The 11,558-nt window shown below is 72.6% G+C and carries 11 protein-coding genes; 3 read left to right on the forward strand and 8 right to left on the reverse strand.

Features of this window, described 5'->3' with window-relative positions; genetic code table 11:
* Positions 1-2: 2 nt before the first annotated feature.
* The 8 genes from AC5WRT_RS04505 to AC5WRT_RS04540 are packed head-to-tail and all read right to left on the reverse strand — an operon-like array spanning position 3 to position 7,123.
* Positions 3-1,997: an NADH-quinone oxidoreductase subunit 5 family protein gene (locus AC5WRT_RS04505; RefSeq protein WP_496093067.1), complete on the reverse strand. Its 1,995-nt coding sequence runs from the start codon at positions 1,995-1,997 to the stop codon at positions 3-5.
* A complete protein-coding gene (nuoK, locus tag AC5WRT_RS04510; protein WP_496093068.1) occupies positions 1,994-2,368 on the reverse strand; it encodes an NADH-quinone oxidoreductase subunit NuoK in 375 nt (124 codons plus the stop codon). The genes AC5WRT_RS04505 and nuoK overlap by 4 nt, the downstream gene beginning before the upstream one ends.
* Entirely contained in the window at positions 2,368-3,033 is a 666-nt protein-coding gene (locus AC5WRT_RS04515) for an NADH-quinone oxidoreductase subunit J family protein (protein WP_496093088.1), read from the reverse strand. The genes nuoK and AC5WRT_RS04515 overlap by 1 nt, the downstream gene beginning before the upstream one ends.
* 32 nt (positions 3,034-3,065) lie before the next feature.
* Entirely contained in the window at positions 3,066-3,626 is a 561-nt protein-coding gene (locus AC5WRT_RS04520) for a NuoI/complex I 23 kDa subunit family protein (protein WP_496093069.1), read from the reverse strand.
* Between the two features lie 2 nt (positions 3,627-3,628).
* Entirely contained in the window at positions 3,629-4,597 is a 969-nt protein-coding gene (locus tag AC5WRT_RS04525) for a complex I subunit 1/NuoH family protein (protein ID WP_496093070.1), read from the reverse strand.
* Positions 4,594-6,120, reverse strand: coding sequence for an NADH-quinone oxidoreductase subunit C (locus AC5WRT_RS04530; RefSeq protein WP_496093071.1), 1,527 nt, complete (start codon positions 6,118-6,120; stop codon positions 4,594-4,596). The genes AC5WRT_RS04525 and AC5WRT_RS04530 overlap by 4 nt, the downstream gene beginning before the upstream one ends.
* Positions 6,117-6,713, reverse strand: coding sequence for an NADH-quinone oxidoreductase subunit B (locus AC5WRT_RS04535; RefSeq protein ID WP_496093072.1), 597 nt, complete (start codon positions 6,711-6,713; stop codon positions 6,117-6,119). The genes AC5WRT_RS04530 and AC5WRT_RS04535 overlap by 4 nt, the downstream gene beginning before the upstream one ends.
* Positions 6,704-7,123 (reverse strand): NADH-quinone oxidoreductase subunit A, encoded by a 420-nt coding sequence (locus AC5WRT_RS04540; RefSeq protein WP_496093073.1) that lies wholly within the window; start codon positions 7,121-7,123, stop codon positions 6,704-6,706. The genes AC5WRT_RS04535 and AC5WRT_RS04540 overlap by 10 nt, the downstream gene beginning before the upstream one ends.
* 245 nt (positions 7,124-7,368) lie before the next feature.
* Between AC5WRT_RS04540 and AC5WRT_RS04545 the strand changes: the two genes are divergently transcribed.
* The 3 genes from AC5WRT_RS04545 to AC5WRT_RS04555 all read left to right on the forward strand — a co-directional run bounded on the left by AC5WRT_RS04545 (position 7,369) and on the right by AC5WRT_RS04555 (position 11,185).
* On the forward strand, positions 7,369-8,550 hold the full coding sequence (locus AC5WRT_RS04545; RefSeq protein ID WP_496099936.1) for a sensor histidine kinase: 1,182 nt from the start codon (positions 7,369-7,371) through the stop codon (positions 8,548-8,550).
* 275 nt (positions 8,551-8,825) lie between these two features.
* Positions 8,826-10,172, forward strand: a complete 1,347-nt coding sequence (locus AC5WRT_RS04550) for a sensor histidine kinase (protein ID WP_496099937.1) — start codon at positions 8,826-8,828, stop codon at positions 10,170-10,172.
* A gap of 323 nt (positions 10,173-10,495) precedes the next feature.
* Entirely contained in the window at positions 10,496-11,185 is a 690-nt protein-coding gene (locus AC5WRT_RS04555) for a LuxR C-terminal-related transcriptional regulator (RefSeq protein WP_496093076.1), read from the forward strand.
* Positions 11,186-11,558: the final 373 nt, after the last annotated feature.

An 11,558-nucleotide genomic window follows, 5' to 3' on the forward strand; every position in this document is an offset into this window, starting at 1 on the left:
GCTCACGCTCCCGTGGCGACGAGGACGACGGCGACCGCCAGGACGACGGTGCCGGCGAGCAGCGCGCTCACATAGGTCTGCACATTGCCGGTCTGCGCACGCCGTACGGCGGCCCCGAGCAGCCGGGGCAGGGCGGCCGCGCCGCGTACGTAGGTGTCGACGACCTCGCGGTCGAGGAACCGGACGAGACACGCTCCGGCCTCGACCGGGCGGACGAACAGCGCCGCGTACACGGCGTCGAGGTGGAAGCCGGCGGCCGCGTGGCGGCGCAGCGGGCCGAGCAGCAGCCGCGCCGGGTCCGCCGGGTCGGACGCGTAGGCGATGTCGCCGTAGGCGGGCTCGTGGGTGGCGATGGCCTCGGCCTCGACGAGCCCGGCGTCCTCCTCCGGGTGAGCGGCGACCGCGCCCAGCGGCACCCGGGCGGCGAGTTGGGTGGTGCGTTGCCAGGCACCGTGGGTGAGCAGGCCGCCGACCAGGGCGAGGCCGGTGCCCAGGATGGAGGTGAGCAGCGAGGGGGTCAGGTCACGGCCGTCGAACCAGCCGGGCAGCGCGCGGTAGGTGAGCCCGCCGAAGGCCAGGGAGGGCACGGCGAGGACCCACAGGACCACGGTCATCGTCAGCGGCTGACGGCCGTGGTCGGGGACCTCGGCACCCCGGCCGCGGAACGCCAGCAGCCACAGCCGGGCCGCGTAGGCGGCGGTGAGGAGTGCGGCGAGCAGGCCGGCGACGAGGACGATCCAGCCCGCCGCGCCGGGCACGTGGTCGGTGTGGCCGTCGACCACCTGCTCGGCGGCGCCGAGGACGGACTCCTTGGAGAAGAAGCCGCTGAACGGCGGGATCGCGGCGAGCGCGAGCAGAGCCACGGTCATCGTCCAGTAGGCGTCCGGGACACGGTCGCGCAGGCCGTGCATGCGTGACATCGCGGCCAGGGAGTTGGTGCCGGCGGCGTGGATGATCACCCCGGCCGCGAGGAACAACAGCGCCTTGAAGGCGCCGTGGGACAGGAGGTGGAAGACGGCGGCATCGCGGTCGCCGACGGCCAGGGCGCCGGTCATGTAGCCGAGCTGGCCGATGGTCGAGTAGGCGAGGACGCGCTTGATGTCGTCCTGGGCGAGCGCGGCGAGCGCCGAGCCGGCCATCGTGACGGCGGCCATGACGGCGAGGACGATCATCACGGCCCGGGAGGTCTCGAAGACGGGGAGGAGACGGGCAATGAAGTAGACACCGGCGGCGACCATCGTCGCGGCGTGGATCAGCGCCGAGACGGGTGTGGGGCCCGCCATCGCGTCCGGGAGCCAGGTGTGCAGCGGGAACTGCGCCGACTTGCCCGCGACGCCCGCGAGGAGCAGCAGGGCGATCACCGTCGGATGGTGCAGGCTGCCGCTCTCGACGGCGCCGAGGACGCGGGTGATGCGGAAGGACCCGGTGTCGCCGGCGAGCGCGAACAGGCCGATGAGGAACGGCACGTCACCGAGCTTGGTGACCAGGAAGGCCTTCAGGGACGCGGCGCGGGCCTCGGGGGTCTCCCAGTAGTGACCGACCAGGAAGTAGGAGCAGATGCCCATGACTTCCCAGCCGACCAGCAGCACGATCAGGTCGCCGGAGTAGACGACCAGCAGCATCGCGGAGGTGAACAGGGAGACGAGGGCGGCGTAGGAGGGATAGCGCGGGTCGTCGCGCAGATAGCCCGTGGAGTAGATCTGCACGCAGGCCGCGACGAAGGCGACCAGGATCGCGACGAGCGCGGCGAAGCCGTCGATGTGCAGCGCCAGTTCGACCGGGACCGAGCCGGTGGGCGTCAGTTCGGTGTGGCCGTCCACGGCCTGGCCGCCGCCCTGGCGTGCGGCGACGAGCGCGGCCAGGACGAGCGAGGCCAGCGGCGGCAGCACGGCGAGCGGGCGGAGGAACCGGGGCGCGGTGCGGCCGAGCAGCAGTCCGGCCGCGGCACCGAGGAACGGCAGGAGGGGGACGAGAACGGCGAGGGTGGTCGTGGTCACGCGGTGGCCTCAGCCTTCTCGGCCGCCGAGGAGCCCGGTCCCTCGGTGCCGGGGCCCTCTGCGGTGTCGCGGAGCCTGTCGATGTCGGAGGTGCCGCGGTTGCGGTGGACGGCGAGCACGATGGCCAGACCGATGCCGATCTCGGCCGCGGCGATGGCGATGGTGAACAGGGTCAGCGCCTGGCCGGAGTGCAGGGTCTCCTTCGCGGCCCGGCTGAGCCAGACGTCGAAGGCGACGAGGTTGAGGTTGACGGCGTTGAGCATCAGCTCGACCGACATCAGGACCAGGATCGCGTTGCGGCGGGCGAGGACGCCGTACAGGCCGGTGCAGAAGAGGAGCGCGGAGAGCACGGCGGGGTAGGCGAGGTGCATCAGCGGGCGCCTTCCTGCTCGACCGGGTGAATTCCGGAATCCGTGGCGGAAGGGGAACTCCCGGTGACCGGCCGGGAGTTCACAGGAGGAGAGCTCGGCTCCGCCTTCGCCCTGCGGGACAGGACGATCGCGCCGACCAGCGCCGCGAGGAGCAGCACGGACAGGGCCTCGAAGGGCAGTACCCAGTTCCGGAACAGGCTCTGGCCGGTGACCCGGGTGGAGCCGGCGGCCGGTCCGCTCAGGTCGACCCAGGTGGTGCGGAAGGCGTCGACGACCACCCAGACCAGGGCGACGGCGGCGGCGACCGCGACGGTCAGGGCGGCCCAGCGGTTGCCGGAGTCGGCGTCCGGTGAGCGGCCGATGGGGGCTTTCGTGAGCATGAGACCGAACAGGAGGAGGACGACGACGGAACCGACGTAGATCAGGACCTGCACCCAGGCGATGAACTCCGCCGTGAGCAGCAGGTACTCCACGGCGAGGCCGCCGAGCGCGACCACCAGCCACAGTGCGGCGTGCACCAGCTGGCGGGTGGTGACGGTGACCAGCGCGGCGCCGAAGGTGACCAGGCCGACCAGGAGGAAGGCGATCTCGACGCCGGCCGGGGACAGAAAGCCCGGGTGGGCGGCGGCCGACAGGGTGGTGTGCCCGACGTCGGCGAGGCTCACGACCGGGGCGAGGCCGACGGCTGCGGCGGGGCTCACGACGCGCCTCCCTGCGGGTCCTGCGGCTCGATCTGCGCGGCCGCCAGCTTCTCGGCGGTCTTGCGGGCGGCGGCGATCTCCTTCGGCTCCTCGGCGGCGGGGTCGAGAGCCGGCGGGGCCGGGACGGTCCACATCCACTCACGGAGCCTGTCCCGTTCGTGGGTGAGGTCGCGGATGTCGGTCTCGGCGTACTCGAACTCCGGGGACCAGAACAGCGCGTCGAAAGGACAGACCTCGATGCAGATGCCGCAGTACATGCACAGGGAGAAGTCGATGGCGAACCGGTCGAGGACGTTGCGGCTGCGCTCGCGGCCACCCGGGGTGGCCGGCGGGACGGTCTCCTTGTGGGAGTCGATGTAGATGCACCAGTCCGGGCACTCACGGGCGCAGAGCATGCAGACCGTGCAGTTCTCCTCGAACAGGCCGATCACACCGCGTGTGCGGGGCGGCAGTTCGGGCTGGACGTCGGGGTACTGCTCGGTGACCGTCTTCCGGGTCATCGTGCGGAGGGTGACGGCCAGGCCCTTGGCGAGGCCGGAGCCGGGGATGGCGGACATGGCTAGCTGATCACCACCTTGACGATGCCGGTGAGGGCGATCTGGGCGAGGGAGAGGGGGACGAGGAGGGTCCAGGAAAGCCTCTGGAGCTGGTCCTCGCGCAGTCGCGGGTAGGTGACGCGGAGCCAGATGACGAGGAAGGCGAGGATCGCGGTCTTCAGCAGGGTCCACAGCCAGCCCAGACCGTCGTGGCCCCAGGGGCCGTGCCAGCCGCCCAGGAAGAGGACGGTGGTCAGGCCGCACAGGACGACGATGCCCGCGTACTCGGCGAGGAGGAAGAGGGCGAAACGCAGGCCCGTGTACTCGGTGTACGCGCCGAAGATGATCTCCGAGTCGGCGACCGGCATGTCGAACGGCGGGCGTTGCAGCTCGGCGAGTCCGGCCACGAAGAAGACGACCGCGCCGACGATCTGCCACGGCACCCACCACCAGTGGAAGGCCTGCAGGATGCCGGGCAGGGAGACGGTACCCGCCGCCATGGCGACCGAGGCCGCGGCGAGCAGCATCGGGAGTTCGTAGGCGAGCAGCTGGGCAGCCGTGCGCAGGCCGCCGAGCAGGGAGAACTTGTTCGCGCTGGCCCAGCCGGCCATGAGCGAGCCGAGCACGCCGACACCCATCACGGCGAGCACGAAGAACACGCCCGCGTCCACGGCCTGGCCGACGGCACCCTCGCTCGGGCCGATCGGGATGGCGAGCAGCACGAGGAGGTACGGAAGCAGGGCCACGGCGGGGGCGAGCTGGAAGACGCGGCGGTCGGCACCGGCCGGGACCACGTCCTCCTTCTGCGCGAACTTCACACCGTCCGCGATGAGCTGGGCCCAGCCGTGGAAGCCGCCCGCGTACATCGGGCCGAGGCGGCCCTGCATGTGGGCCATCACCTTGTGCTCGGTCTGGCCCACGATCAGCGGGAAGGTGAGGAAGACGACGAACACGACCAGGAGTCGCAGGGCGACGTCCAGCGCGCCGTTCACTGCGTGCCTCCTGTGGGGTCGTCCGGGTCGTCCGGGTCGTCGGGGTCGGGGTCACCGGGGTCGGGGGCCGGGTTGTCGGGGGTGGACTCCCCCGGGAACCCACGCGAGGTTTCCGGCTCCTCACGCTGCGGCTCCGGTCGCCCGCTCGCCGGCTCCTGCTGCTCGCGCGGCCGCTCGGGCTCGGCCTGCGGCACCGGTGTCGGCTCGGTGCCCGGTCGGCGCCCCTCCGGCTCAGGACCGGGCTCTCGCGCCCGCTCCGGTTCCGGCTTCGGCCCCGGCTTCTCGCGCTGCGGCTCCGGCGCGTCCTGCGGCTCGGGTGCCTGCTCGGGCTCCGGCTCAGGCGCCGTCCTCGGCTCGGGCGCCGATGCCGGCTGCGTCCCCTGCATCGATTCCGTCTCCGGCTCCGGCTCGTCGAAGGTCGGGCGGGCGTGGTGCCAGGGAGCGTCCGAGCTGCGGCGGGCGGTGGTGCGGCGGGGCGGCGTGTTCGGGTCCGACGGTGTCCGCGGCGGTGTCTGGTCCCCGGCCTGGGCCTGCGACCGCGCCTGAGTGGCCTGGGGCTCGGTCCGCTGGGATGCCGAGCCCTCGGAGGCGCTGCGGACGCGACGCGGGCGGGAGGCCGGTGCCGGGGCGGGCTCGTGTGCCACGGAAGCCCCGGCGGCCGGGCCTTCCGGCGCGGGCGCGCCCGCCTGGTCCTCGGTCGCGGCCCGCGCCGGGGTCTGGCTCACCGAGCCCGCGCTCGCGCTGCGCATCCGGCGCGGACGGACACCGGCTGCCCCGGTGGCACCGGCAGCCGCGCCGGCCGCGGGCTCGCCCGCACCGGCCGTCTGGCTCGCGGACCCCTCCGCCGCCGTTCGGGTGCGCCGTACGGGGCGCTCACCGGCCGCGCCCGCGCGCGCCGGGCGTTCGCCCGCCGCGCGGCCCGCACCGCGCGCGGGGCGGGCCGGGGCAGGGGGGAGCTGGCCCTTGAGAGGACCCCACTCGTTGGGGTCCGGCACGCCCGGGGGCAGCATCTGGCGGCGCTTGGGCCCGCCGTGCTCGGACTCGCCGGGCTCCTTCGCGCCGGGCCACGCCTTGGCCACGCGGGCGGCGAGGACGAAGTCCTTGCGGAGGGGATGGCCCTCGAAGTTCTCGGGGAGGAGAAGGTGTTCCAGACCGGGGTGACCCTCGAAGCGGACACCGAACATCTCGTGGGTCTCGCGCTCGTGCCACGCGGCGCCCGCGTAGACGCCGACGGCGGACGGCAGTACCGGCGCCCCGTGCGGCACGGTCGTACGGACGAGGAGCCGGCGGACCGGCGAGAGAGCGACGACGTGCGCGGACACACGAAAGCCCGTGCCCGGTTCGTCGACCGCGCTCAGCCAGTCGAAGTAGGTGCAGCCCAGGGTCGTACGGGCCGTCTCCAGGGCGGTGAGCCAGGAGGCCGCGGGCACGTCCACCGTCAGCAGGTCGTACGCCTCCTCGGCCGTCGCGTCCGTACCGAACAGGTCCTCGACCGGGGCGGGCAGCCAGCCGATCGTGGTCATCGGGCGCCCTCCTCACCGGCCGGGGCCGGCGGCTTCACCAGGTCGCTGGTGAGGGCGGCGGCGGACGGGCGGGCTTCGCCGTACCGCTCCCCCAGCGACTCGCGGGCGATCTTCTCCTGGAGCTTGAGAATGCCCTGGAGCAGCGCCTCGGGGCGCGGCGGGCAGCCGGGGACGTACACGTCCACGGGGATGATCTGGTCGACGCCCTTGGTCACGGAGTAGGAGTCCCAGTAGGGGCCGCCGCAGTTGGAGCAGGCGCCGAACGAGATGACGTACTTCGGTTCGGGCATCTGCTCGTACAGGCGCTTCACGGCCGGGGCCATCTTGTCGGTGACCGTGCCCGAGACCACCATCAGGTCGGCCTGGCGGGGGCCCGGCGCGAACGGGATCACGCCGAGGCGGATGAAGTCGTGGCGGGCCATCGACGCGGCGATGAACTCGATCGCGCAGCAGGCGAGGCCGAAGTTGAAGACCCAGAGCGAGTAGCGGCGGCCCCAGTTCAGGATCACCTTCATCGGCTCGGGGGCCAGGCGGGCCAGGGCGCCCAGCCGCTTCGGCTCCGGCAGGTACACGGGCTCGGGGGTCACGTCCATGCCAGGACGCCCTTCTTGTATGCGTACAGCAGGCCCACGGCGAGGAAGCCGAGGAAGAGGAACATCTCCACGAGCGTCGTCGCGCCGTAGCCGGGGGCGGCGAAGACCGTCGCCCAGGGGAACAGGAAGATCGAGTCGACCGCGAAGATCACGTACAGGAAGGCGTAGACGTAGTAGCGGACCTGGGTGTGGGCCCAACCCTCGCCGACGGGGTCGACGCCGCACTCGTAGGTCAGCAGTTTCTCGGGGGTCGGCACGACCGGGCGCAGCAGCCGGCCCGCACCGAAGGCGACCGCGACGAACAGCACGCCGACGAGGGCGAGCAGGCCCACGACCGAGTAGGACCGGAAGTAGCCGGCCGCGATGACGTGTGCCGCGGCGGCCGTCGAGCCCCCCAACGTCTCCCGCACCGTCCGTCCCTCGCTCCCTGACCTCGTGATCTGACGAATCCTGCGATGCATGTGATGCGACGATCTGTACGCACGGGAGTCTAGGCCCTGATAAAGAGCCGGTAAGCAGCCAGTCGCGCCATGAGACACATCATGAGACGGGCGGCACAGGAAACACGGCCGGGGCGGGGTGGGGTTTTCCCCCGCCGACGGAGGGCGGCGTACCGCATGGCGCAGGGAGCCCCGAGCACGGCAGGCTGGCCGGTATGACCGCTACCAGCTCCGCCGTCGACCGGGCCGACGGCACCGACCTGCTGCCTCCGATCCGGCCCGCGTACGACGCGCACACGTGGAAGGAGATCCTTCATCTCCTGCTGAACCTGCCGGTGACGGTGTTCGGCTTCGTCTACGCGATCACCGCGGTGTCCGTCGGCGGGTCCCTGACGATCACCGTCGTCGGCCTGCCGCTGCTCGCGCTGAGCCTGCTGGGCGCCCGCCAACTGGGGAAGCTGGAACGCGCCCGCGCCCGGTGGCTGCTCGGGGTGCAGGTGGAGGAGCCGACACCGCTGCCGTTCGCGAGGACCGGCGGGCCGGCGCAGCGGTTGTGGATGGCGCTGAAGGATCCGGTGGGCTGGCGGACGCTGCTGTACGACCTGATCCGGCTGCCCTGGGGCATTCTCACCTTCTGCACGGTGCTGACCTCGCTGTTCGTGCTGTGGCCCGTGCTGCCGTACCTCGCGCGGGGCCTGGCGAACGCGGACCGCTTCCTGGTGCGCGGCCTGCTGTCGCCGTCGGACGAGCTGGAGCGCCGCATCGCCGAGCTGGAGTCGGACCGGGGGGTCGTGGTCGACACGGCCGCCGCCGACCTGCGGCGCATCGAGCGGGACCTGCACGACGGGGCGCAGGCCCGGCTGGTCAACCTGGCGATGGGGCTCGGTCTGGCCAAGGAGAAGCTGCTGGAGGACCCGGACTCGGCGGCGGCGATGGTCGAGGAGGCGCACGGCGAGGTGAAGGTGGCCCTCCAGGAGCTGCGCGATCTCGCCCGCGGCATCCACCCCGCCGTGCTCACTGACCGCGGCCTGGACGCGGCCCTGTCCTCGGTCGCCACCTGCTGCACGGTGCCGGTGAAGGTGACCGTGGACCTGCCGGACCGCCCGGCCCCGGCCATCGAGGGCATCGCCTACTTCACGGTCTGTGAACTCCTGCAGAACATCAGCAAGCACAGCCGGGCCCGGTCGGCGTCCGTCGACGTGTGGCGCACGGAGGACCGGCTGCTCATCCAGGTGCGGGACGACGGCCGCGGTGGCGCCCGCCTCGAGGGCGGCACCGGCATGCGCGGTCTCGCGGACCGCCTGGGCGCGGTGGACGGCCTGTTCGTCCTCGACTCGCCGCCGGGCGGCCCCACGGTGGTCACGGCGGAACTGCCGTGGCGGGACCGGGGGGAGTAGCGCGGGACCCGCGTCCGGGTACGGCGGCTGCAGTCCCCGAGGGCGCGGGGCACTGTGCGCGCCCCCACGGTGCCGCAGCAGAACCCCTGCGGGGATCACGCACGGCGGCCGCGAAGGCCGACCACACCGGCAAGGGGGCCCGGCCGCCGAAGGCAAGGGTGGGGAAAACCCCCGCTCCAAGACGCCGACGGACTCCATGGCCCGGCAGACCCCGCCGGACGACCCTGGAGACACGGCTGAAGCGCCGCTGGGACGAGGGGAACGGGACGGGATCGATGGCCACGGAGTACGGAGACGGGTACTACGGGTACGGGCAGGAGGACGAGGAGTCCGCCGGCCCCCGTCATCGGCTGCCCGCCGCACTGCGGGCGCCCTTCGAGGCGCGCAGTTGGCGCGAATTCGGCTATGTCCTGCTGAGCCTGCCGATCTCGATCACGCTGTTCACCTGGACGGTGACCATGGCATCGCTCGGCGCGGGCCTGCTGGTGACCTTCCTCGGCGTCCCGGTGCTCGCGGCGGCGCTGGCCGGCTGCCGCGGGTTCGCGGCGCTGGAACGAGCGCGGGCGCGTGGCCTGCTGCGCCTGGACGTGGCCGAGCCGGAGCCGCTGCGGACGCGCAAGCCGGGGCCGCTGGCCTGGATCAGCGCGGTGCTGGGGAGCGGCACCTCGTGGCGGAACCTGCTGTACGCGCTGGTGCAGCTCCCCTGGGCGGTGTTCTCGTTCTCGGTGGTGGTGAGCCTGTGGACGACGGGCTGGGCGCTGCTGACGTACCCGATGTGGTTCTGGGTCTTCCCGGCGTTCGCCGGCCAGGGCGGCATCCAGCTGTACGGCGACGAGCACCACAGCGTCTGTCTCGACAACCCCTTCGAGATCACCGTGACCGCACTGGTCGGGCTGGTCTTCACGCTGGTCACGCCGTGGATCGTACGGGCCCTGACGACGGTGGACGGGTTGCTGGTGCGCGGCCTGCTGGGGCCGTCGCCGCTGTCGGAGCGGGTGGTGGAGCTGGAGTCGGACCGGGGGGTCGTGGTCGACACGGCCGCCGCCGACCTGCGGCGCATCGAGCGGGACCTGCACGACGGGGCGCAGGCCCGGCTGGTCAGCCTGGCCATGGATCTGGGCCTGGCGAAGGAGAAGCTCCGGGAGGATCCGCGGGCGGCGGCACGGATGGTGGAGGAGGCGCACGGCGAGGTGAAGACGGCGCTGCAGGAGCTGCGCGATCTCGCCCGCGGCATCCACCCGGCCGTACTGACCGACCGGGGCCTGGACGCCGCCCTGTCCGCGGTCGCCTCCCGCTGCACCGTGCCGGTGCGGGTCGACGTCGATCTGCCGGCCCGCCCGGCGCCGGCCATCGAGGGCATCGCCTACTTCACGGTCTGTGAACTCCTGCAGAACATCAGCAAGCACAGCCGGGCCCGGTCGGCGTCCGTCGACGTGTGGCGCACGGAGGACCGGCTGATGGTGCAGGTCATCGACGACGGTGTGGGCGGTGCGGACGTCTCGCGCGGCTCGGGGCTTGCGGGTCTCGCCGGACGCCTGGAGGCGGTGGACGGCGTGCTCGTGGTGGACTCCCCGGCCGACGGCCCGACCCGGGTGATCGCGGAACTGCCCTGGCGCGCCTGACACCGGATGCGCGCCGCGCCGTGCGACGCGCGCGCAGAGGTCCGAGCCCTCCGCGGGCCGCAGAGCCTCCGGACGGCCAGTGAGCCCGGGCCCTCCCGAAGTCCGCGGTCCGCCGGAGCGCCTCCGAGGACACCGACGGCCGGACACCGCCCACCGGTGGACGACCGCTGACGGCCGTCCACCGGGCCCCCGGCCGGCTCCTCCGGATCCCGTTCCCGCAGCAGGATCGGCCTCTCCCCGCGCGGTATCCGCGGGCAGCACATGGCGAATGCTGGAATGCTTGCCCCCGTACGGACGACAGTCGTCGTGGAGCGGGATCGGGCATGGGGGGCCGGAAGATCGTGGAGGACAGGGTGCGGGTGGTCATCGCCGAGGATTCAGTGCTGCTCAGGGAGGGCCTGACCCGGCTGCTGACCGACCGCGGGCATGACGTCGTGGCCGGCGTCGGTGATGCGGAGGCGCTGGTGAAGACCGTCGCCGACCTGGACGCTCAGGGCGAGCTGCCCGACGTCGTGGTGGCGGACGTGCGGATGCCGCCGACGCACACCGACGAGGGCGTGCGGGCGGCCGTACGGCTGCGGAAGGCGCATCCCGGGCTCGGGGTGCTGGTGCTGTCGCAGTACGTGGAGGAGCGGTACGCCACCGAGCTGCTGGCCGGCTCCAGCCGGGGTGTGGGCTATCTGCTCAAGGACCGCGTCGCCGAGGTGCGCGAGTTCGTCGACGCGGTGGTGCGGGTGGCCGAGGGCGGTACGGCGCTGGATCCCGAGGTCGTCGCGCAGTTGCTCGGCCGCAGCCGCAAGCAGGACGTGCTGTCGGGGCTGACCCCGCGGGAGCGCGAGGTGCTCGGACTGATGGCGGAGGGGCGCACGAACTCGGCGATCGCCAAGCAGCTGGTGGTCAGCGACGGGGCCGTGGAGAAGCACGTCAGCAACATCTTCCTGAAGCTCGGACTGGCTCCGAGCGAAGGGGACCACCGGCGTGTTCTGGCCGTGCTGACCTATCTGAACTCCTGACCGAACGACACTGTGTCAGCGGGGCGTCAGACGGTCCGGCTTCTGTGGAAGACGGGTACCCGGAGGGAGGACCGGAGAAGACATCCGAGGAAAGGACGGCCCCACGTCAGCGCCGTACCGACCCGAAAGCGCCCGCAGCAGGACACGTAAGCGCCACAGGCCGTCTCGAAATGTCGTCCAATCCGTGGATGGCCTCGGGAAGGCGACCCTAACCGACGTAGGGTTGATCCTGGGATGGTCCGGGGGACCACGCCCCGGACAGCCGCCTCGAAGGAGGTCCAGTTCAGTGACCAGCCAGGTCAGCAGCCAGGCGGAGCAGGCCGACGGAGCCGTCGTCGGGGAGCAGCGCAAACCGGGCGGCGCGAAGGATGTG

This window comes from Streptomyces sp. NTD91, assembly GCF_059510455.1.

Bases quoted from the DNA above. Each gene is read 5' to 3' on its own strand.
- nuoK (WP_496093068.1), bottom strand. From the start codon at position 2,368: ATGCACCTCGCCTACCCCGCCGTGCTCTCCGCGCTCCTCTTCTGCACC.
- AC5WRT_RS04520 (WP_496093069.1), bottom strand. From the start codon at position 3,626: ATGTCCGCCATCCCCGGCTCCGGCCTCGCCAAGGGCCTGGCCGTCACC.
- AC5WRT_RS04530 (WP_496093071.1), bottom strand. From the start codon at position 6,120: ATGACCACGATCGGCTGGCTGCCCGCCCCGGTCGAGGACCTGTTCGGT.
- AC5WRT_RS04535 (WP_496093072.1), bottom strand. From the start codon at position 6,713: ATGGACGTGACCCCCGAGCCCGTGTACCTGCCGGAGCCGAAGCGGCTG.
- AC5WRT_RS04545 (WP_496099936.1), top strand. From the start codon at position 7,369: ATGACCGCTACCAGCTCCGCCGTCGACCGGGCCGACGGCACCGACCTG.
- AC5WRT_RS04550 (WP_496099937.1), top strand. From the start codon at position 8,826: ATGGCCACGGAGTACGGAGACGGGTACTACGGGTACGGGCAGGAGGAC.
- AC5WRT_RS04555 (WP_496093076.1), top strand. From the start codon at position 10,496: ATGGGGGGCCGGAAGATCGTGGAGGACAGGGTGCGGGTGGTCATCGCC.